Genomic DNA, 21,112 nt, shown 5'->3' with positions numbered 1-21,112 from the left:
GAAGGGCACGGCACTGACGATGGCACCCACGCCCACGGCCGCAGCGGACGGCAGCGGCCTGATGGAGATGTCCTGGGACCCGATCACCCGGATCGTGGGCAGCCTCGGGATCCACACCAAGATCGACTTCAAGCAGAAGCGGGTCGCCGAGTGCTACAGCACCTCGTCGGTCTTCCGCGGCTACAGCGTGTTCATGCGCGGCAAGGACCCCCGCGACGCGCACTTCATCACCAGCCGCATCTGCGGCATCTGCGGCGACAACCACGCCACCTGCTCGGTGTACGCGCAGAACATGGCCTACGGCGTGAAGCCGCCGCACCTCGGCGAGTGGCTGATCAACCTCGGCGAGTCCGCGGAGTACATGTTCGACCACAACATCTTCCAGGAGAACCTGGTCGGGGTCGACTACTGCGAGAAGATGGTCCGCGAGACCAACCCGGGCGTGCTGGAGCTGGCCGAGCGCACCGAGGCCCCGCACGCGGGCGAGCACGGCTACCGGACCATCGCCGACATCATGCGCTCGCTCAACCCGCTGGAGGGCGAGTTCTACCGCGAGGCGCTCCAGGTGAGCCGCTACACGCGGGAGATGTTCTGCCTGATGGAGGGGCGCCACGTGCACCCGTCCACGCTCTACGCCGGCGGTGTCGGCACGGTCGCCTCGGTGCAGCTGCTCACCGACTACCTCACCCGCCTGATGCGGTACGTCGAGTTCATGAAGCGCGTGGTGCCGCTGCACGACGACCTGTTCGACTTCTTCTACGAGGCCCTGCCCGGCTACGAGGAGGTCGGCCGGCGGCGCGTGCTGCTCGGCTGCTGGGGCGCGCTCAACGACCCCGAGCACTGCGACTTCACGTACCGGAACATGACCGACTGGGGACGGAAGATGTTCGTCACCCCGGGCGTCGTCGTGGACGGGAAGCTGGTCACCAACGACCTCACCGAGATCAACCTCGGCATCCGCATCCTGCTCGGCAGCTCCTACTACCAGGACTGGGAGGGCCAGGAGCAGTTCGTCACCCGCGACCCGCTCGGCAACCCCGTCGACCCGCGCCACCCCTGGAACCAGCACACCATCCCGGCGCCGCAGAAGCGGAACTTCGACGACAAGTACAGCTGGGTGATGTCGCCGCGCTGGTTCGACGGCAAGGACCACCTCGCGCTGGACACCGGTGGCGGCCCCATCGCCCGCCTGTGGTCGACGGCCCTATCCGGCCTGGTCGACATCGGCTACGTCAAGGCCACCGGGCACAGCGTGGTGATCAACCTGCCCAAGTCGCTGACCAAGCCGGAGACCACCTTCGAGTGGAAGATCCCGAAGTGGAGCAACGCGCTGGAGCGCAACCGCGCCCGCACGTACTTCCAGGCGTACGCCGCCGCCTGCGCGCTGCACTTCACCGAGCAGGCCCTCGCCGAGGTCCGCGCCGGACGGACCCAGACCTGGGAGAAGTTCGAGGTGCCGGACGAGAGCATCGGCTGCGGCTTCACCGAGGCGGTCCGCGGCGTGCTCTCCCACCACATGGTGATCCGCGACGGCAAGATCGCCAACTACCACCCGTACCCGCCCACTCCGTGGAACGCCAGCGTCCGTGACACCTACGGCACGCCCGGGCCCTACGAGGACGCGGTGCAGAACACCCCGATCTTCGAGGAGAACTCCCCGGAGAACTTCAAGGGCATCGACATCATGCGGGCGGTGCGCAGCTTCGACCCCTGCCTGCCGTGCGGCGTGCACATGTACGTCGGCGGCGGCAAGACCGTCGAGAAGATGCACGTGCCGACCGGCCTGAGCGGCCTGGCCTGATGGCGGCACCGGACGTACGCCCGGCCCGGCCCGCGGACGCCACCGCGCGCCGGGTCGAGGAGATCCTCGACCACCTGTCCGCGCACGCCGACCCGGCGGTGGCCCGCACCGCGGAAGACCTGGTCGGCGCCCTCATGGAGTTCTACGGCAGCGGTCTCGCCCGCGTCGTGGCGCTGCTCTCGGGCCGCAGCGGCAGCCCGCTGGAGGCCCTGCTCGACGACGAACTGGCCGCCGGGCTGCTGGTGCTGCACGGTCTGCACCCCGACGACCTGCCGCGGCGCGTCCAGCGCGCCCTGCGGGCCGCCGACGCGCAGGACACCGAGGTGACGGCGCTCGACGCCGAGGCGGGCCTGCTGCGGCTGCGCCAGGAGGCCGGCAGCGGCTGCGGCTGCGGCGCGGGCACGGCCCGCGAGCGGATCGAGGACGCGCTGGCCTGCTTCGCCCCCGAGATCGGCGCCGTGGAGTTCGACGAACCCGACACGGACCGGCGTGAGCCGGTCCTGCTGCAGATCGGCAGCCGGCCGCCCGGTGCGCGGCCGGCGGACGCCCGGTGAGCCGGTCCGGCGCGGCGCCGGGCCTGCGCAGGTTCCTCGGTCCGCGCCGCGAGGCGGAGACCGAGCGCTGCGAGCTGTGCTCGATCGAGGTCGGACCCGACCACCGCCACCTGGTGGACGTCGAACGGCGCTCGCTGGCCTGCGCCTGCCAGGGCTGCGCGGTGCTGTTCGACCGCCCCGGCGCCGGCGGCGGACGCTTCCGCACGGTGCCCGACCGCTATCTGACCGACCCGGGCTGGCACGCCGACCCGGTGCGCTGGCAGGCCCTGCGCATCCCCGTCGAGATGGTGTTCTTCTTCCTCAACTCCACGCTGGAGCGCACCGTCGCGCTCTACCCGAGTCCGGCCGGCGCCACGGAGAACGAGGTCGACCAGGACGCCTTCGAGGCGGCGTTCGACGGGACCCCGCTGGCCCGTGAGCTGGCGCCCGACGTCGAGGCGCTGCTGGTGCGGCGCGGCTCGGACGGCGACAGCTGCCACCTCGTCCCGGTCGACGCGGCGTACCAGCTCGTCGGCCGGCTCCGGCTGCACTGGCAGGGCTTCGACGGCGGCCGCGAGGCGCGCCAGGAGATCGCCGCGTTCTTCGACGACGTCAAACGCAAGGCGCAGGCGGTGCCCACGGCCGCCCGCGAGGGAGGGAATGCCCGTGAGTAGCTACGACTTCGCGTGCACGGGGGTGCGGGCCGACCCCTACGCCGCCGGCCCCACCCTGGTGTTCCGGCTGCGCATCACCGCACCCGGCGACCAGCCCGTGCACGCCATGGCGCTGCGCTGCCAGATCCGCATCGAACCGGCGCTGCGCGGCTACGGCGACGGCGAGGCCGAGGCGCTCGGCGACCTGTTCGGCGACCGCTCCCGCTGGGGCACCACCCTCAACCCGCTGCAGTTCGCGCACGTCTCCCTGGTGTGCCCGGGCTTCACCGGCGAGACCGAGGTGGACGTGCCGGTGCCCTGCACGTACGACATGGACATCGCCGCCACCCGGTACTTCGACGGGCTGGAGGACGGCGTGGCGCCCCTGCTGATGCTGTTCTCCGGCATCGCCTTCCGCGGCCCGGGAGGCTTCCAGGTCGAGCCGATCCCCTGGGACAAGGAGGCGCCGGTGCGCCTGCCGGTCGGCGTCTGGCGGGAGATGATGGAGCAGCACTTCCCCGGCTGCGGCTGGATCCGGCTGCCCCGCGACACGATGGACACCCTGCGGAGGTTCCGGTCGCGGCGCGCGCTTCCGTCCTGGCAGGAGACGGTGGAGGTGCTGCTGGGCGCGGCCGGCGACGGCGGCCCCGGCCCGGTGGTGCCGCCGGCCGCGCCCGCGGCACAGGTGGCCGCCCCCGCGGTGGAGGTGGCCGCGCCGTGAACCGCGTTGCGACCCCCGGCCGCGCGACCGCGAAGCCCGGCACCCGCCGCTCCGGAGCCCCCGCGGCGCCCACTGCGGCACCGCGCTTCGAGACCGCCCGCGCGGTCGCCGACGTCGTCCTCTTCGAGGGCTACGTGCTGTACCCGTACCGGGCCTCCGCGGCGAAGAACCGGCTGCGCTGGCAGTTCGGCGTCCTCGTGCCGCCCGCCTGGGGCGACCGCAACGGCGAGCACAGCGGGATGCGCACCGAGGTCCTGATGGAGCCGCGTGGCGACGCCGCCCTGCACGCCGAGGTGCGGTTCCTGCGGGCCCAGCGGCGGACCGTCGAACGCGCCCTGCCCGACGGCGGGTTCGCGCCCACCGCGTCGCTGGAACTCCCCGACCGGGTGCTCGTCCCCTGGGACGAGGGCGTGGTGGAGACCGCCGACGTCATCGTCTCCGTCGCCGACCTGCTGGCCGGCGCCGGAGACCGCGGCGCGGACCAGGCGGCGGGCTCCCTCGTCGTGCCCATCCAGTGCCCCGCCGGCGAGGACACCGAGGACGTCGTCGACGAGAGCGGCGCCCTGATCGGGCGCCTGGTGCGCCGGCGCGAGCGCGTCGAGGGCGTGCTGCGGCTGGCCGTCGCCGAACTGCCGGGCCCCTACCGCGTGTTCAAGCTCACCGCCGTCGTGGAGAACACCGGAGACTGGCGGCCGACGGACGGCGGCCCCGCCGACCGCGAGGCCGCGCTGCCGCACGCCCTGGTCTCCGCGCACCTCATGCTGGGCCTGAGCTCCGGCGCGTTCCTGTCGATGACGGACCCGCCGCAGTGGGCGCGCCCCGCGGTCGACGAGTGCCGCAACGAGCGGACGTGGCCGGTGCTGGCGGGTTCCGGCGGCGGTGACGACGCCGTGCTGTCGCTGCCGATCGTGCTGGAGGACCACCCGCACATCGCCCCCGAGAGCCCCGGCGCGCTCTACGACGCGACCGAGATCGACGAGATCCTCGCCCTGCGCACCGCCGCCCTCACCGACCAGGAGAAGCGGGAGGCCCGCGGTACCGACGCACGCGCCGGCGCCGTCATCGACCTCGCCGACTCGATGCCGGCCGAGGTCCTGGAACGCCTGCACGGCGCCGTCCGCTCGCTGCGCGAGGTCACCGGTCAGGACGGGCCGCCGCTCCTCACCACGCCCGACCCGGACAGCGCCCTCACCCAGGTGCTCCGGCCCGACACCCCCTGGTGGGATCCGGCCGCGGACGCCAGTGTCGACCCCGAGCGGGACCGCGTCCTCGTCGACGGCGTCTCCGTCGGCGCCGGCAGCCGCGTCCGGCTGCGCCCGGGACGGCGGCGCACCGACGCGCAGGACATCTTCCTGCACGGCCGCACCGCGCTGGTCGAGGCCGTCCTGCACGACGTCGACGGCGGCGTGCACCTCGCGGTCACCGTCGACGGCGACCCCGGCGCCGAACTGCGCCGCGCCCAGGGCCGGTTCCTGTACTTCCAGCCCGACGAGCTGACGCCGGTGGAGGACGGGTCGTGAGCGGCGGCGCGGACCTCGGCACCCCCGGCCCCGGGCAGGGACCGGCGGACGGGCCCGCGCGGCGCGTGCTCGTCGCGGGCCTCGGCAACATCTTCCTGGGCGACGACGGCTTCGGCGTGGAGGCGGTGCAGCGGCTCGCCCGCCGCCCGCTGCCGCCCGGCGCCGAGACCGCCGACATCGGCGTGCGCGGCGTGCACCTGGCCTACCAGCTGCTCGACGGCTACGACACCGCGGTGCTGATCGACGCGACCGCGCGCGGCGGCGTCCCCGGCACCGTCTACCGCATCGACGGCGCCGAGGCCGACCCCGCCGACGGCGACGTGCTCATCGACGGCCACCGGATGACACCCGACGCGGTGCTGGCGCTCCTTGACACGCTGAGCGCCGGCACGGGCGGCAGCCGCCCCGGGCGCGTGGTGGTGATCGGCTGCGAGCCCGCCGTGCTCGAGGAGGGCATCGGGCTGAGCCCGGCGGTCGCGGACGCGGTCGGCAGGGCGGTCGAGGCGGTCCTCGACCTGCTCCGCGAGGAGTGCGGGGACGGCCCCGGCGGGCCCCGCGAGAAGGCCCCGGCAGGGGCGGACGACGCGAGGAGGTGATCCAGGTGAAGTACGTGTTCGGAGCCGTCCTCGGCGGACTCGCCGCCGTGGTGGCGACCAGCCTGCCCGACGTGAGGCGCTACCTGAAGATGCGCGCGATGTGACCCGCGGGGCCGCCCCGCTGCCGCCGAACGGGCGACGGCGGCAGCGGCCCTGCGGCGTGGCGGGGCTGCCGCGCCGCTCCCGCACCCTGTACTGGACTCGGCCGCGGGACACCCCTCCGGCGGCCGCGTCAGGGAGTGACCATGCACGAGATGTCCATCGCGCTGGCCGTCGTCGGCCAGGTCGAGGACGCCGCACGCTCCCACGGCCACACCGCCGTCGAGTCGGTGGCGCTGAGGGTCGGGGAGCTGGCCGGAGTGGTGCCCGACGCCCTGCGGTTCTGTTTCGAACTCGCCTGTGAGAACACACTGCTGGCCGGGGCGGCGCTCCTCACCCAGCAGGTGCCGGGACGCGCGCAGTGCGTCCCGTGCGGGTCGGACTGGGACACCGGACTGCCCCCGCAGCTGTGCTGCCCGTGCTGCGGGGGCGCCGCCGGTGGCCTGGTGTCCGGCAGGGAACTGGAGATCGCCGAGGTGCGCTGGGCCGACGCCCCGTCCGCCGCGGCCCGTCAGGAGGTGTGACGCCCATGTGCCGTGCCGCGGATCTGCAGACGGCGGTGCTCGCCAAGAACGACCAGGGCGCCAAGGACCTGCGGGCGCGCCTGGCGGCGCGCGGCACCGTCCTGGTGAACCTGATGTCGAGCCCCGGCAGCGGCAAGACCGCCTTGCTGGAGGCCGAGCTGGACCTGGCGCGCAGGCGCAGCGTCTCCGTCGCCGCGCTGACCGCGGACCTCGCCACCGAGAACGACGCCCGGCGGCTGGCCCGTTCGGGCGTGCCCGTGCGGCAGGTGCTCACCGACGGCCTGTGCCACCTGGAGACCGACATGCTCGGCCGGCACCTGGACGGGTGGCCCGAGCAGGACGTGCGGCTGCTGTTCGTGGAGAACGTCGGCAACCTGGTGTGCCCGGCCTCCTACGACCTCGGCGAGTCGCTGCGGGTGGTGCTCGCGTCCGTGACCGAGGGCGAGGACAAGCCGCTGAAGTACCCGACCGCGTTCGGGCTCGCCCACCTCGTGGTCGTCACCAAGAACGACATCGCCGCCGCCGTCGAGTTCGACCGCGAGGCGTTCCTCGCGCATGTGCGGCAGGTCAACCCGGGCGTGGAGGTGGTCTTCACCTCCGCCCGCAGCGGCGAGGGCGTCGGGCTGCTGCTCGAACGCGCGGTGGCCGTCGCCGACGGCGCCGCCCCGCACCGGCCCGTGATGGGCACGCCGGCCCTCGGACTCGTCGAGGACGGTCACGCGCACGCCCACGCCTTCGGCCTCGGGCACGGCCACCCGCACGCTCACGCTGACGGCGGCGTTGACGGCCACGGTGACGGCCACGAGGACGGCCACCGGCACGGCGCCGCGGAGGGCCATGGGCACGCGCCGGACGATCCCGGCACGCCCGCGCCCGCGCACCCCGACGTGGACGCGCCCCGCGACACGGCCGCGCCGGCGCACTGAGCCGGACCACACGCCGATGACCGCAGAGCCCGCCGCCCGACCCGTCCCGGGCGCCGCGGCGCCGCCGGCCGGGCAGGTCACCGGGGGAGCCCCCGTCGTACGGCGCAGGGTGACCGTGCGCGGTGTCGTCCAGGGCGTGGGCTTCCGGCCCTTCGTGTACGCGCTCGCCGCCGACCTCGGCCTGACCGGGCACGTGACGAACACCGGCGAGGGCGTGGTCGCCGAGGTCGAGGGCCCGGCGGCGGCGACGGCTGCCTTCTGCGACCGCGTCGCCGGTGAGGCGCCACCGCTCGCCGTGGTGCAGTCCGTCCGGCACGAACCCGTCCCCGCCGTCGGCGACACCGCGTTCCGCATCGTCCCGTCCCGCCCCGGCGGGCCCCGGCGTACCCTCGTCGCGCCCGACACCGCGACGTGCGACGCCTGCCTGGCCGAACTGCGCGACCCGGGCGACCGCCGCCACCGGCACCCGTTCATCACCTGCACGCACTGCGGCCCGCGCTTCACCATCGTGACCGCCCTGCCGTACGACCGCGCGCACACCACCATGGCCGGCTTCCCCCTGTGCGGGCGCTGCGCGCGGGAGTACGCGGACCCGGCGGACCGGCGCTTCCACGCGCAGCCGGTGGCCTGCCACGACTGCGGGCCGCGGCTGCGCCTGCTGACCCGCGGCGCCCCGGGCCCGGTCGAGGACCGGGCCGGGGATCCGATCGCCCGCGCCCGCGCGCTGCTGGCGGCCGGCGCGGTGCTCGCGGTGAAGGGCCTCGGCGGCTACCACCTGGCGTGCGACGCGGCGAACGAGTCCGCGGTGCGGCTGCTGCGGCAGCGCAAGGCGCGTGGCGGCAAACCGTTCGCCGTGATGGCCACCGAACCGGCGGACGTCGAGCCGCTGGTGGAGATGGACGCCGCCGAACGGGCGCTCCTGAGCGGCAGCCGGCGGCCCATCGTGCTGCTGCGCCGGCGGGCCGCCGCCGCCCCGGCCGGGGGAGCGGGGATCGCCGCGGCCGTGGCGCCCGGCAGCGCCGACCTCGGCGTCATGCTGCCGTACACGCCGGTCCACCACCTGCTGCTCGGACTGCCCGGCGACCCGCCGGGGCCGCGCCTGCTCGTGATGACCAGCGGCAACCTCGGCGGCGAGCCGATCGTCACGCGCGACGACGAGGCACTGGAGCGGCTCGCGCCCCTGGCCGACGCCTGGCTCACCCACGACCGGCCGATCCACGTCCCCTGCGACGACTCGGTGGTGAGGATCGTCGACGGCGAGGAGCTGCCGCTGCGGCGCTCGCGCGGCTACGCGCCCTTCCCGGTGCCGCTGCCCGTGCCCGTCACCGCCGCGCTCGCCGCCGGGGGCGACCTCAAGAACACCTTCTGCCTCGGCGAGGGCCGCCAGGCGTGGCTGTCCGCCCACGTCGGCGACATGGACGACCTGGCGACGCTCACCGCGTTCGAGCACGCCGCACGTCACCTGTCCGGCATCACCGGCGTCACCCCCCGCCTGGGCGCGGCCGACCGGCACCCCGGCTACCGCTCGGCCGCACTGGCCGACCGCCGGTTCGGTTCGCGCCTGCGCCTCGTGCAGCACCACCACGCGCACGTCGCCGCGGTGATGGCCGACAACGGCCTGGACGGGAGCAGCCCCGTCATCGGCGTCGCCTTCGACGGCACCGGCGCGGGCGACGACGGCGCGGTGTGGGGCGGCGAGGTCCTCGTCGCCGACTACGACGGCTACCGGCGCGCCGCCCACCTGCGGTACGTGCCGCTGCCCGGCGGCGACGCGGCGGTCCGCCATCCGTACCGGATGGCGCTCGCCCACCTGCGGGCCGCCGGGCTGCCCTGGGACGCGGGCCTGCCCTGCACCGCGGCCTGCCCGCCCGGTGAACGCCAGGTGCTGGAGCGCCAGTTGGAGCGGGGCCTGCACTGCGTCCCGACCTCCAGCATGGGCCGGCTCTTCGACGCCGTGTCCTCCCTGGCCGGCCTGTGCCACCACGCGACGTACGAGGCGCAGGCCGCCATCGAACTCGAGGCGGCGGCCGCGTCGTTCCGCGGCCCGCGACCCGAACGCCCCGGCTACACCTTCGCGTTGAGGCCGGACGACGGGAGCGGCGGACCGGCCGCGCCGCTGCTGATCGACCCCGCCCCCGTGCTGGCCGCCGTCGTCGCCGACCTCGCCGCCGGAGTCGGCCCCGCTGCCGTCGCCGCCGCGTTCCACGCGGCGGTGGCCGGCGCGGTGCGCGGGGTGTGCGCGGGACTGCGCGCGCGCACCGGTCTCGCGACCGTGGCGCTCAGCGGTGGGGTCTTCGCCAACGCGCTGCTGTCCTCGGCCTGTTGCCGGGGGCTGCGCGAGGACGGCTTCACGGTGCTGCGGCACCGCCAGGTGCCCCCGAACGACGGCGGTCTCGCCCTCGGCCAGCTCGTCGTGGCCGCCCGGGTCCCGCGGACCACCGAACCGACCCTTCCACCGGAAGCCTAGAGCGAGGAGATCGGTATGTGCCTGGCGGTGCCCGGCAAGGTCATGGAGATCGAGGAACGCGACGGTACGCGGATGGCGACCGTCGACTTCGGCGGCGTGGTCAAGGACGTGTGCCTGGAGTACCTGCCCGACCTGAAGGTCGGCGAGTACACCATCGTGCACGTCGGGTTCGCGCTGCAGCGGCTGGACGAGGCGTCGGCCCTGCAGAGTCTGGCGCTGTTCCAGAACCTGGGCCTGCTGGAGGAGGAGTTCGGCGACCCCTGGGAACAGGGCGCGGGCGAGGCCGCCGCGCCGGGCGCGGACGGCCCGGCCCAGCCGGTCGGCGGCCAGGCCGCGGCCGGGCCGGCCGCGGTGAAGGAGGCCGGGCGGTGAAGTACCTCGAGGAGTTCCAGGACCCGGCGCTCGCCCGCCGGCTGCTCGACCAGATCCACGCCACCGTCACCCGGCCGTGGGCGCTGATGGAGGTGTGCGGCGGCCAGACGCACTCCATCATCCGGCACGGCATCGACCAGTTGCTGCCCGACGAGGTCGAGCTCATCCACGGCCCGGGCTGCCCGGTCTGCGTCACGCCGCTGGAAGTCATCGACAAGGCACTGGAGATCGCGTCCCGGCCCGGGGTCGTCTTCTGCTCCTTCGGCGACATGCTGCGCGTGCCGGGAACCGGACGCGACCTGTTCCAGGTCCGCAGCGAGGGCGGTGACGTCCGCGTGGTCTACTCGCCGCTGGATGCGCTGCGCATCGCCCAGGAGAACCCGCGGTCCGAAGTGGTGTTCTTCGGCATCGGCTTCGAGACGACGGCCCCGCCCAACGCGATGACCGTCCACCAGGCGAAGCGGCTGGGTGTCCGCAACTTCAGCCTGCTGGTGTCCCACGTGCGGGTGCCACCCGCCATCGAGGCGATCATGGGTTCCCCGGACTGCCGGGTCGACGCGTTCCTCGCCGCCGGCCACGTGTGCAGCGTCATGGGGACCGACGAATACCCGGAACTGGCCGACCGGTTCCGCGTCCCCATCGTCGTGACCGGCTTCGAACCGCTCGACATCCTCGAAGGGGTACGCCGCTCCGTCGCCCAGCTCGAGCGCGGCGAGCACACGGTGGAGAACGCCTACGCCCGCGCGGTGCGGCCCGAGGGCAACCCGGCGGCCAAGGCGATGCTCGCCGACATCTTCGAGGTGACCGACCGGGCCTGGCGCGGCATCGGCGTCATCCCCGGCAGCGGCTGGCGACTGGCGGCTCGTTACCGGGAGTTCGACGCCGAGCACCGCTTCTCGGTGGAGGGCATCGACACGAAGGAGCCGGCCGAGTGCCGCAGCGGCGAGGTCCTGCAGGGACTGCTCAAGCCGCACCAGTGCGAGGCGTTCGGCACCCTCTGCACCCCCAGGACCCCGCTCGGCGCGACGATGGTCTCCAGCGAGGGAGCCTGCGCCGCCTACTACCTGTACCGCCGGCTCGGCGGCACCCAGGCACCCGCACCCGTGGAGGCGAGCCCCGTTGGCTGACATCACCGCACCCGCGCAGGTGTCCGTGCCCGCGCCCGCGGCCCCGGACTTCTCCGGCTGGACGTGCCCCGCGCCGCTGCGCGACCTGCCGCGGATCGTCATGGGCCACGGGGGCGGCGGCGCGCTGAGCGCCGAACTCGTGGAGCACGTCTTCGCCCCGGCCTTCGCCGGTCCCGCCCTGTCCGGCCTCGGCGACTCCGCGCACCTCGAACTCGGCGGCGCCCGGATGGCGTTCAGCACCGACTCGTTCGTGGTGCGGCCGCTGTTCTTCCCCGGCGGCAGCATCGGTGACCTGGCGGTCAACGGCACCGTGAACGACATCGCGATGAGCGGGGCCAGGGCCGCGTACCTGTCCTGCGGGTTCATCCTGGAGGAAGGCGTGTCCGTCGAGGTCGTGGCGCGCGTCGCCGAGGCCATGGGCGCGGCCGCCCGCACCGCCGGCGTCGAGATCGCCACCGGCGACACCAAGGTCGTCGAGTCCGGCCACGGCGACGGCATCTACGTCAACACCGCGGGCATCGGCCTGATCCCCGACGGCGTCGACATCCGGCCCCAACGCGCGGTGCCCGGCGACGTCGTGATCGTCAGCGGCCCCATCGGGCAGCACGGCGTGGCCATCCTGAGCGTCCGCGAAGGGCTGGAGTTCGGGGTCGAGATCCAGAGCGACTGCGCCGCGCTCGGCGGACTGGTGCAGACGATGCTGGACGTCACCCGGGACGTGCACGTGCTGCGCGACCCGACCCGAGGCGGGCTCGCCGCGTCGCTCAACGAGATCGCGGCCGCGGCCGGGGTCGGCGTGGTGCTCCAGGAGAACCGCGTACCGGTGCCGCCCGAAGTCGCCAACGCCTGCGCCATCCTGGGCCTGGACCCGATGTACGTCGCCAACGAGGGCAAGCTCGTGGCGTTCGTCCCGCGTGGGGAGGCCGAGGCGGTCCTGGCCGCGATGCGCGCGCATCCGCTCGGGGCCGGTGCGGCGGTGATCGGGGAGTGCGTCGAGGACCATCCCGGCATGGTGGTGGCCCGCACCGCGCTGGGCGGCACCCGTGTCGTGGACCTCCCACTCGGGGAGCAGCTGCCCAGGATCTGCTGACCTTTGATCCTGGCCGGGCGAGAGCCGGCCGGCGGTCGCCTTGCACCACCAGGTGCCTGGGGCCGCCGGCCGCCCCGGTGATCGCGAGGTCAGGGGGAGTGGCACCACCGGTGCGACGGGTTGCGGGTCGACGACCACGTTCCGGCGGTGGTTGGCGACCTCAGCGCCAGGGGTGGCGCGGACTCGGGCCCGGCGGCACCGCCCCGGGGCGGTCTCCCGCGGGCGGGTCCGCGTGACGCGCCAGAGGCGGCGCGGCAGGTCGCCCCCCTCGAAGAGGTGCACCTCGTCCAGGTGCCGGCCCTCGGACCCCGCGGTGCAGGCCGCCGCCGTCGCCGCTCACGCCGACCCTGCCTCCCGCTTCCCTCGTGCCGTCGCGGACGCTGCTCCGGCCTATACCCCAGAGGGGTATAGGCTCGGGTGGCTGCGCGCGGCCGGCCGGCGAAGGGAGCGGGATGCACGCCGTCACTCATGCCCTGTCCATCACCGGATCGATGACCTGGGAGATCACCTGGGCGCTGATCCTGGGGTTCGCGGTGTCCGCGGTCGTCCAGGCCGTGGTCCGCACCTCCACGGTGGTGCGCGCGCTGGGTGACGACCGCCCGCGGACGCTGGCCGCCGCCTCGGCGCTCGGCATCGCCTCCTCGTCCTGCTCCTACGCTGCCGTCGCACTCGCCCGTTCCCTGTTCCGCAAGGGTGCCGACTTCACCGCCGCCATGGCCTTCGAGATCGCCTCGACGAACCTGGTGGTCGAGCTCGGCGTGATCCTCGCGCTGCTGATGGGCTGGCAGTTCACCGTCGCCGAGTTCGTCGGCGGCCCCGTGATGATCGTGCTGCTCGCGGTGCTGTTCCGGCTGTTCCTGCGGGAGCGCCTGCTCGGGGAGGCACGCCGGCAGGCGGACCGGGGCCTGGCCGGCTCGATGGAGGGTCACGCCGCCATGGACATGTCGGTGCGGGGCGAGGGCTCGTTCGCCCGCCGGCTGCTGTCCCGCGAGGGCTCCACCGCGGTCTCCCACATCTTCGTCATGGAGTGGGCGGCGATCCTGCGCGACCTGGTGGTCGGCCTGCTCATCGCCGGGGCGATCGCCGCCTGGGTGCCGGACTCCTTCTGGCGCTCCTTCTTCTTCACCGGCCACCCGCTCGCCGCGAAGCTGTGGGGACCGCTGGTCGGCCCGCTGGTGGCCATCGCCTCCTTCGTCTGCTCCATCGGCAACGTCCCGCTGGCCGTGGTGCTCTGGAAGGGCGGCATCAGCTTCGGCGGCGTGGTCGCGTTCATCTTCGCCGACCTGCTGATCCTGCCGATCCTCAACATCTACCGGAAGTACTACGGCGCGCGGATGACCCTGTTCATCCTCGGCACCTTCTACGCCACGATGGTCGTCGCCGGCTACGTCGTGGAACTGCTCTTCGGCGGGCTCGGCCTGATCCCCGACCAGGCCGACGCCAAGGTCCCGGCCGAGGGCGTCCGGTGGAACTACACGACCTGGCTCAACATCGTCTTCCTGCTGCTGGCCGCCGCCCTCGCCGTGCGCTTCGTGACCACCGGCGGCATCGCGATGCTGCGCATGATGGGCGGGTCGCCCGACGCCGGGGACGCGCACGCCCCCGCGTCGGCAGAGGGGCACGGGCACTCCCACCACTGACGGTCACGCCGGACGCAGGCCGTCCAGGGTGACCGCGACCAGGCGCCGTACCGCCGCCTGCGAGGCCAGCGCGCCCGCCGCCTCCAGGGCGTGCAGGCAGTACTGCGCCAGCTCGACAGGCGCGATGTCGTCCCTGACCGCGCCGTCGGCCGCCGCCTCGGCGAGCGCGTCGCCGAGCAGGGTCAGGAGCTGCCCGCGGGCCTCGGTGGCGGAGTCGCCCCGGTGCACCAGGGCGGCGATCTCCGCGTCGGCCCCCGCGCGGTGGAAGGCGATGAACGCGTAGCCGGTGAGCACGGCCCGCAGTCGCGCCCCGGCGGAGCCGCCGCGCTCGCGCGCCGCCCGCAACTCGCCCAGATGGGCCGCGACATGCTCCTCGTGCCAGACGCCCAGGATCGCCTCGACGTCCGGGAAGTACTTGTAGAGCGTCGCCCGCCCGACGCCCGCCCGCTCGGCGATCTGCGCCATCTTCACCGAGGCGACGCCGTGTTCCGCGACGAGCTCCGCGGTCGCGCGCACGATGGCCTCGCGCACCGCGGCCCGGTGCGCGTCCACTGTCTCGTCCCACAGTTTCGGCACACCCGTACTCTACGCGACGCCGACTGTGCGACACTCGGACGAGAGGGCGACACTGTGTATCGAAAAAAGGTGCACGACGACCACGGCATCCCAGCCGGCCCGCCGAGGAGGCACCACCATGACGCTCACCCTGACCTGCCGCAGCTGCCGTGAGGACATCACCGGCGAGGACGAGGACGCGCTCGTCGCCGCCGCGCAGGCCCACCACGACACCGTCCACGGCGCGGACCGGTCCCGCCACCACCGTCCTGGGGACGGCCCCCACACCCCCACCCGCGACGGCATCCTCGCCCGCCTCCACCTGCACCAGCGGCGGCACGGCGGAGCCCAGCCGCCCGAGGAGGCGCAGTCCTGAACCCGCCTACCCGCACAGGGCGTCGCCGAGCGCGCTGCGGGCGTAGAGCACCATGCGGCCGTGCCGGGCCCGGTTCAGCAGACGGGCCTCGAGGAGCACCCGCAGGTGCTGGCTGACGGCCCCGGGCGTGACGTCCAGCCGGCGGGCCAACTCGGTGGTGGAGGCCGGCTCGTCGAGCAGCAGGAGCAGCCGCGCGCGGGGCTCGCCGAGCAGGCGCCGCAACGCCGGTGCCGGGGGCGGCGGGCGCAGGTTCTCGGCCATCGTGGCCCGGCCCCGGGCCGGATAGCTGATGATCGGCGGCTCTCCCGGGTCGATGGAGGTGCTGGCGCCGCGCCCGAAACAGGTCGGCATCAGGACCAGGCCACGGCCGTCCACGTCGACGTCCTCGCGGGCGAGCGCCAGGGGATGGTCCCAGCGGATCGTCAGCACGCCCTCGTGCCAGTGCAGCCTCGGGGAGAGGTCCGCGAACAGCGCGTCCGCGCCGCCCTCCGCCAGCACGCGCGCCCGGTGGACGAGATCGGCCTGCAGCACCGACCGGGCCCGCGGCCACCAGGCCGGTGCCAGGCAGCGCTCCCAGTACACGGCGAGCGCGCCCGCGATCCGGTCGAGCAGGGCGGCCGGGTCGTCCATCAGGTCCGCGAGCGGTGCCGGGACGGCCCGGTCGTGCGGCAGGAACGCCGCCTCGAGGTCGGGCCGTACACGGTCCGTCCGGGTCGTGCGCAGGACGGCCAGTTCGGCTTGGAAGTCCGGCCAGGGGGTGGTGGGACGGGGCGTCAGGAAATCGGGGGTGAAGCGGTTGGAGGCCACCAGGGAGCGCAGCAGGTCGCGGTCCGGCAGCGCCTCGAAGTCCGGCCGCATCCGGTGGAACCACGGCGTCTGCTCGACGTAGTACCCCGGGTGGTCCCACATCCGCAGGCTCAACACGGCCTCGTGCAGCGCCGAGCAGGCGAACGAGGCGGAGGCGAGGTCGGCGAGCCCGAGCCGGAAGCGGATCATTGAGCGCCAGGCTAAATCAGTTCCCGGGAGCCGGGCCAGCGGCTGTCATCTGGTCATGACCTCGACCGCCGTGCCGACGGCCCCGCCCACCGCGCCCCGCCGACTCCTGCACCCCGACCCCGTGGTCCGCAGGCTGTCCTGGATGGTCCTCGTCAACACCGTGGGCAACGGGCTGTTCATGGCGGTGAGCGTCCTCTACTTCACCCGCGTGACGGGTCTCGGCGTGGGCCGGGTCGGCATCGGGCTGACCGCCGCGGGCCTGTGCGGCGTGGTGGCGAGCATCCCCGCCGGGCGGGCCGCGGACCGGTGGGGAAGCCGCCGGATGCTGACGGTGCTGTGCGTCGTCGAGGCCGCCGGCATGGCCTCCTACGTCCTGGTGCGCGGCTTCGCCGTGTTCATGGTCGTGGTCTGCCTGGAGACCGCCGTGGACCGCGCGTCGTCGACGGTGCGCAACACGCTGTACGCCGACGCCCTGCCGAAGGCGACGCGGGTCCAGGGGCGGGCCTATCTGCGGGCGGTCACCAACGTCGGCATCGGGGCGGGCGCGGCGGTCGCCGCGCTCGCCCTGCAGGCCGACAGCCGGCCGGCCTACGACGCGGTCATCCTCGTCAACGCCGTCACGTTCGCCGCCGTCGCCGCGATGCTGACCCGCATCCCGGTCACGGCGCGCGGAGCGGACGTCGCCTCGGCCGTGCGGGCGCGGGAATCCGCCGGCGAAGGGGACGCGCAGGACACCGCCGGAGCCCCGCCGGCCACGCGCCGCGGCGCCCTGCGGGACGCGCCCTACCTCGCCGTCACCCTCCTCAACGCGCTGCTCACGCTGCAGTTCGCGGTGCTCAACGTCGGCATCCCGCTGTGGGTGGTGCGGGAGACCGACGCGCCGCGCGTGGTGGTCTCGGCGGCGCTGATCCTCAACACCGTGCTGGTGGTGGCCTTCCAGGTCCGGGCGACCCGCGCGACCAGGGACCTGCGGTCCGCGGCCCGCGCCTGCCGGGCCTCCGGGCTGCTGCTGGCCGGCTCGTGTCTGGTCATCGCCGTCACCCACGGCCTGCCGGGCGGAGCGGCGGCCGCCGTGCTGCTCGCGGCCGTCGTGCTGGAGACGGCCGGAGAGGTCCTCTCCCAGGCCGGCGGCTGGCTGCTCGGCTACGACCTCGCGGATCCGGCGGCCACCGGCGCGTACCAGGGTGTCTTCAACGCCGGCGCGTCCGCCGGGATGATGGCGGGCCCGGCGGTCGTCACGGCCACCGCCGTCGACCACGGCCCGCTCGGATGGGCGGTGCCCGCCGCGCTGTTCGCGCTCAGCGGCGCGGCGATGGTGCCCGCGGTGCGCTGGGCCGAACACCGCCGCTGACCGACCGGGACCGGGACCGGCCCTCGCCGTCCACCGCCGCCGACCGGGCCGAACACCGGCGCCGACCCGTCACGGACCGGGCGTCAGGACATGGCGGCCGCGGCCCTGAACGGCCGGAAGAACGCCCGGAGTTCCTCCGCGTACAGCGCGGGCTCCTCGAAGGGCGCGAAGTGGCCGCCACGCGGCGGCTCGGTGACCCGGACGACGTTCGCGGTGCGCTCCAGCCAGGCCCGCGGAGGCCGCACGATGTCCCCGGGGAACAGCGCGAAGCCCGACGGCACCTCCACGCGGCGGGCGAGCTGCTCCGGCGGGATGGACCCGTTCGCGCGGTACATGCGCATCGATGAGCCGATGGTCCCGGTGAACCAGTAGAGCGAGACGAGCGTGAGGATCTCGTCCTTGGTGAAGGAGCGCTCCACGTCGCCGCCGCAGTCGCTCCACGCGCGGAGCTTCTCGACGATCCACGCGGCCAGCCCCGCCGGCGAGTCGCTGAGACCCACGGCCGCGGTCTGCGGCTTGGTGCGGTGCATGGCGGCGTAGGCGCCCTCCGCCGCGCCCCAGGCCGCCACGCCGTCGATCCACTCCCGTTCCTCCGGGGCGAGTTCGGGCCGGCCGGGGGTGACCAGCGGCACGCCGCCGTCGGTGCGGTGCACGGCCACGACGCGGTCCGGGTGGTCGAGCGCCAGGTAGCGGCTGACGTGGCTGCCGATGTCGCCGCCGGCCGCGCCGAACCGCGGGTAGCCGAGCACGCTCATCAGCTCGGCCCACAGGCCCGCGACGGCGATGGAGTTCAGCGGCTCCCCGGCCGGCCGGTCCGAGTAGCCGTAGCCCGGCATGTCGGGGACCACCACGTCGAAGGCGTCGGCGGGGTCGCCGCCGTGCGCCCCCGGGTCGGTGAGCAGCGGGATGACCTTGACGTAGCGCCAGAACGCGTCCGGCCACCCGTGACCGAGGACCAGCGGCATGGCCGGACCGGCGGTGGCCGCCGCCCGCACGTGCACGTAGTGGATCCCCAGGCCGCCGAGCCGGACGCGGAAGTGGGGGAGGAGCCCGAGGGCCGCCTCCTGTGCCGTCCAGTCGAACTCCCGCTCCCAGTAGGTGACGAGTTCCCGCAGGTAGTCCACGTCGGCGCCCATGCCCCAGCCGGCGTCCTCCGGCACGTCGGGCCAGCGGGTGGCCCGCAGCCGGGCCCTGAGGTCGTCGAGGGCCGCGGGCGGGGTGTGCGGGGTGAACGGCTCGGGTCGAGGGGTCGCGTCCGTCATGGCCGCATCGTACGTGCCGTGACGGACGGCCCCGGGGAGCGCGCGGCGCACCGCGCGTAACGCCGGTGCCCGCCTCCCGGCCGCGGGCCCGCGGGGCCACGGGCCGGCGGCAGCGCGGGCCCTCGGGCGGCACCCGGCTGCGCGGCGGGTACCGTGACATCGCCCTCGAACCCCGCCGCCGGCGCCCCGGCGGCCGACCGCCAGCGGCAGCGAAAGGCAGGCGCCATGAGCACCACCGGGCAGATCACCGTCGTCGGCGAGAGCCTCGTCGACCTCGTGTGGCGCACCGGCACGGGCACCGTCGTCCCGCACCCCGGCGGCAGCCCCGCCAACGTCGCCATCGGCCTGCGGCGGCTCGGCGTCCCCGTCTCGCTCATCACCGCGTGGGGCGACGACGCGCCCGGCTCGCTCGTCGCCGGCCACCTCGCCGCCACCGGCCTGGACGTGCTGCGCGCCCCCGCGGACTCCGGCCGCACCACCGTGGCGCTCGCCTACGTCGACGACGCGACGGGCTCGGCCCGCTACGACTTCCTCGCCGCCTGGGACCCACGGACCGTCGCCGTGCCCGACGGCACGGTGCTGCTGCACACCGGGTCGCTGGCGGTGGTCGTCGAGCCGGGCGCGGCGCGGGTGGTGGAGGCGTGCCGGCGGCTGCGCGGACGCCCGGGGGCCGCCGTCGCCGTGGACCTCAACGTGCGGCCCGCCGTGCAGCCCGACCGCGACGCGTACCGGGCCGCGGCGGAGCGGATCGCCGCGGCCGCCGACATCGTCAAGGCCAGCGAGGAGGACCTGGCGTGGCTGTATCCGGGGCAGGACCCCGGCCGCTCCGCCCGCGACCTGCTCGCTCTCGGACCGCGCCTGGCGGTGCTGACCCGCGGCGCGCGGGGCGCCACCGGCTTCGTTCCCGGCGCGGAGGTCTCGGTCCCGGCGCCGCCGACCGACGTCGCGGACACCATCGGGGCCGGCGACGCCTTCCAGTCCGCGCTGCTGGCCGCGCTCCTCGCACCCGAAGGCGGCACGACGGGCGTACGGATCCCGGCGACGGCCCACGACGTCGAAGGGGTGCTGCGGCAGGCCGTGGTGGCAGGCGCGCTCGCCACCACGCGCAGCGGCGCCCAGCCTCCGGACGCGCGGGAACTGCGCGCCGCGCTCGCCGCGAACGGCACCACGGCGGCGACCGCCGGGACCGCCGGGACGACCGGGACCTTCGGGAACGCCTGACGTAAGGGAGAGCGGCGCCGGGCCGGAACGCCTGATGTCCGCGAGCGTGTCGCCGGGCGAAGGGGCCGGGGCGTCAAGAAGGCGTCAGGGAAATACCGTCCGGCGTCAGGGCGTCGTCAGCGCCCGGTCCCCGCGCGCGTGCCGGCCTCTAGCGTCGGAGACATGGGATGGCGAGACAGCCGGCTGCCCGAGATCGAGGCCGGCCGGCCCCTGGCACACGGCCCGGTGCGGGACACCGCCCACGCGCGCGGCTTCCGCAGCGACCGCCGCTGGGCCGTCGGCTGCGCCGGCGCCGCCTTCGCCCTGGCGATGCTCGCCGAAGCGGACTCGGGCGACCTCGGCGCCGCGTACGCCGCCGCCACCCTCGGCGCCGCGCTCGTCGTGCTCGCCCTGCTGTGGCCCCCGCGGGTGACCGCGGGGCAGGGCCGGCTGGCGGTGCGCGGGCTGCTGCGCACCCGTACGGTCCGCACCGACGCCCTCGCCGGCATGTGGCTCATCGGCGACCTCGCCACCAGCCTGGTGCTGCGCGACGTGGACGGCCGCCGCGTCGAACTCGACTCCGAGACCGTCGTCGCCAACCCCCTGCTGTGGCACCTGCTGGAAGCCGGTGTGCACCGCTCGCAGGAGCGCGGCACCCTGCGGACCGGTGCCCGCGTGCTCGACGCACTCGCGCACCGCGTCGACGGTGAAGCCGCGGCGATCCTGCGCGCCTCGGGCCTGAACTAGCGCCGTTCCGGCGAACCAGGCCGGCTCCGGCGCATCGGGCCGCACGGTGACCCCGTCCCGTGACATCCGGCGGACAGGGCCGCACCCGCGGATCGCGGCCCTGCCCGTTCCACGCCCTCGGACACGGCCGGGCCCTCACGCCAGGGCCTGCTCCTGAGGTGCGGGCGGGGACGCCGCCGCGGCGGGCAGCGAGACGACCATCGTCAGGCCGCCGCCGGGCGTGTCCTCGGGAGTGAGGGTGCCGCCCATCGCCTCGGTCAGGCCGCGCGAGAGCGCGAGGCCCAGGCCCAGACCGGTGGTGTTGTCCGTGTCGCCCATGCGCTGGAACGGCTCGAAGATCCGGTCGTGGTCGTCCGGTTGCAGGCCGGGCCCCTGGTCGATCACCCGCAGCTCGACCCGGTCGCCCAGCGCGCTCCCGCTGACCAGGACCTTCTTGCCGGGCGGGGTGTGCCGTACGGCGTTGGCGACGAGGTTGGCGATCACCCGTTCCAGCAGCGGCGGGTCGGCGAGGATGTCCGCGGTCTCCGCGACGCCCTGCGTCACCACCGGCGTCCTC

The 21,112-nt window shown here is 74.9% G+C and carries 22 protein-coding genes; 18 read left to right on the top strand and 4 right to left on the bottom strand.

What is annotated here, in order from left to right; translation table 11 throughout:
• Window positions 1–19: 19 nt before the first annotated feature.
• From BMW99_RS32490 to BMW99_RS32430, 14 genes are all read left to right on the top strand, one after another.
• Window positions 20–1,801 (top strand): nickel-dependent hydrogenase large subunit, encoded by a 1,782-nt coding sequence (locus tag BMW99_RS32490; protein WP_069463917.1) that lies wholly within the window; start codon window positions 20–22, stop codon window positions 1,799–1,801.
• Window positions 1,801–2,355 carry a hypothetical protein gene (locus tag BMW99_RS32485; RefSeq protein ID WP_069463918.1) on the top strand — a complete coding sequence of 185 codons (555 nt, stop codon included), beginning with the start codon at window positions 1,801–1,803 and terminating at the stop codon, window positions 2,353–2,355. The genes BMW99_RS32490 and BMW99_RS32485 overlap by 1 nt, the downstream gene beginning before the upstream one ends.
• Window positions 2,352–3,008, top strand: coding sequence for a DUF5947 family protein (locus BMW99_RS32480; RefSeq protein ID WP_069463919.1), 657 nt, complete (start codon window positions 2,352–2,354; stop codon window positions 3,006–3,008). The genes BMW99_RS32485 and BMW99_RS32480 overlap by 4 nt, the downstream gene beginning before the upstream one ends.
• Window positions 3,001–3,708, top strand: coding sequence for a DUF6084 family protein (locus BMW99_RS32475; RefSeq protein ID WP_069463927.1), 708 nt, complete (start codon window positions 3,001–3,003; stop codon window positions 3,706–3,708). Before BMW99_RS32480 ends, BMW99_RS32475 begins: the two co-directional genes overlap by 8 nt.
• Complete coding sequence (locus BMW99_RS32470) at window positions 3,705–5,228, top strand: hypothetical protein (protein ID WP_245791722.1); 1,524 nt, start codon at window positions 3,705–3,707, stop codon at window positions 5,226–5,228. Before BMW99_RS32475 ends, BMW99_RS32470 begins: the two co-directional genes overlap by 4 nt.
• Window positions 5,225–5,824: a hydrogenase maturation protease gene (locus BMW99_RS32465; RefSeq protein WP_245791721.1), complete on the top strand. Its 600-nt coding sequence runs from the start codon at window positions 5,225–5,227 to the stop codon at window positions 5,822–5,824. The genes BMW99_RS32470 and BMW99_RS32465 overlap by 4 nt, the downstream gene beginning before the upstream one ends.
• Before the next feature lie 5 nt (window positions 5,825–5,829).
• Window positions 5,830–5,928, top strand: coding sequence for a DUF6893 family small protein (locus BMW99_RS43215; RefSeq protein ID WP_407640347.1), 99 nt, complete (start codon window positions 5,830–5,832; stop codon window positions 5,926–5,928).
• Between the two features lie 141 nt (window positions 5,929–6,069).
• Window positions 6,070–6,447, top strand: a complete 378-nt coding sequence (locus tag BMW99_RS32460) for a hydrogenase maturation nickel metallochaperone HypA/HybF (protein WP_069463920.1) — start codon at window positions 6,070–6,072, stop codon at window positions 6,445–6,447.
• A gap of 5 nt (window positions 6,448–6,452) precedes the next feature.
• Window positions 6,453–7,373: a hydrogenase nickel incorporation protein HypB gene (gene hypB / locus BMW99_RS32455; protein ID WP_079138466.1), complete on the top strand. Its 921-nt coding sequence runs from the start codon at window positions 6,453–6,455 to the stop codon at window positions 7,371–7,373.
• A gap of 16 nt (window positions 7,374–7,389) precedes the next feature.
• Entirely contained in the window at window positions 7,390–9,840 is a 2,451-nt protein-coding gene (gene hypF / locus BMW99_RS32450; RefSeq protein WP_075018087.1) for a carbamoyltransferase HypF, read from the top strand.
• Window positions 9,841–9,855: 15 nt separating this feature from the next.
• The gene (locus BMW99_RS32445; RefSeq protein ID WP_069465390.1) at window positions 9,856–10,212 is read left to right on the top strand and encodes a HypC/HybG/HupF family hydrogenase formation chaperone; all 357 of its coding nucleotides are present in this window, start codon (window positions 9,856–9,858) and stop codon (window positions 10,210–10,212) included.
• Window positions 10,209–11,339: a hydrogenase formation protein HypD gene (hypD, locus tag BMW99_RS32440; RefSeq protein WP_069465389.1), complete on the top strand. Its 1,131-nt coding sequence runs from the start codon at window positions 10,209–10,211 to the stop codon at window positions 11,337–11,339. The genes BMW99_RS32445 and hypD overlap by 4 nt, the downstream gene beginning before the upstream one ends.
• 100 nt (window positions 11,340–11,439) lie before the next feature.
• Window positions 11,440–12,429, top strand: a complete 990-nt coding sequence (gene hypE / locus BMW99_RS32435; RefSeq protein WP_079138709.1) for a hydrogenase expression/formation protein HypE — start codon at window positions 11,440–11,442, stop codon at window positions 12,427–12,429.
• A gap of 452 nt (window positions 12,430–12,881) precedes the next feature.
• A complete protein-coding gene (locus tag BMW99_RS32430) occupies window positions 12,882–14,069 on the top strand; it encodes a permease (RefSeq protein WP_069465387.1) in 1,188 nt (395 codons plus the stop codon).
• Between the two features lie 3 nt (window positions 14,070–14,072).
• On the opposite strand, the gene BMW99_RS32425 is transcribed toward BMW99_RS32430, so the two are convergent.
• Window positions 14,073–14,645, bottom strand: coding sequence for a TetR/AcrR family transcriptional regulator (locus BMW99_RS32425; protein WP_075018079.1), 573 nt, complete (start codon window positions 14,643–14,645; stop codon window positions 14,073–14,075).
• 118 nt (window positions 14,646–14,763) lie between these two features.
• Here BMW99_RS32425 and BMW99_RS32420 point away from each other — a divergent pair, with 118 nt between their 5' ends.
• The gene (locus tag BMW99_RS32420) at window positions 14,764–15,000 is read left to right on the top strand and encodes a hypothetical protein (RefSeq protein ID WP_075018078.1); all 237 of its coding nucleotides are present in this window, start codon (window positions 14,764–14,766) and stop codon (window positions 14,998–15,000) included.
• A gap of 6 nt (window positions 15,001–15,006) precedes the next feature.
• Here BMW99_RS32420 and BMW99_RS32415 read toward each other — a convergent pair whose 3' ends face one another.
• Window positions 15,007–15,996 carry a DUF5937 family protein gene (locus tag BMW99_RS32415; protein ID WP_075018077.1) on the bottom strand — a complete coding sequence of 330 codons (990 nt, stop codon included), beginning with the start codon at window positions 15,994–15,996 and terminating at the stop codon, window positions 15,007–15,009.
• Between the two features lie 55 nt (window positions 15,997–16,051).
• Here BMW99_RS32415 and BMW99_RS32410 point away from each other — a divergent pair, with 55 nt between their 5' ends.
• Window positions 16,052–17,347, top strand: coding sequence for an MFS transporter (locus tag BMW99_RS32410; RefSeq protein ID WP_079138979.1), 1,296 nt, complete (start codon window positions 16,052–16,054; stop codon window positions 17,345–17,347).
• Between the two features lie 83 nt (window positions 17,348–17,430).
• Here the strand turns inward: BMW99_RS32410 and BMW99_RS32405 are convergent, their stop codons facing one another.
• Window positions 17,431–18,609 (bottom strand): epoxide hydrolase family protein, encoded by a 1,179-nt coding sequence (locus tag BMW99_RS32405; RefSeq protein ID WP_069466827.1) that lies wholly within the window; start codon window positions 18,607–18,609, stop codon window positions 17,431–17,433.
• Between the two features lie 225 nt (window positions 18,610–18,834).
• On the opposite strand from BMW99_RS32405, the gene BMW99_RS32400 reads away from it, so the two are divergent.
• Entirely contained in the window at window positions 18,835–19,830 is a 996-nt protein-coding gene (locus tag BMW99_RS32400; protein WP_075018076.1) for a PfkB family carbohydrate kinase, read from the top strand.
• A 162-nt stretch (window positions 19,831–19,992) separates the two neighbouring features.
• Entirely contained in the window at window positions 19,993–20,556 is a 564-nt protein-coding gene (locus BMW99_RS32395; protein ID WP_079176260.1) for a hypothetical protein, read from the top strand.
• Between the two features lie 135 nt (window positions 20,557–20,691).
• On the opposite strand, the gene BMW99_RS32390 is transcribed toward BMW99_RS32395, so the two are convergent.
• The coding region (locus tag BMW99_RS32390) for a sensor histidine kinase (RefSeq protein ID WP_143080592.1) at window positions 20,692–21,112 on the bottom strand (421 nt) is incomplete at its 5' end.

The sequence above is a fragment of the Actinacidiphila rubida genome, from assembly GCF_900110255.1.
In the GTDB taxonomy this organism is placed as follows: Bacteria; Actinomycetota; Actinomycetes; order Streptomycetales; family Streptomycetaceae; genus Actinacidiphila; species Actinacidiphila rubida.
Note: the sequence above shows the minus strand (reverse complement) of the source record. Positions and strands in the feature narration are given on the sequence as shown.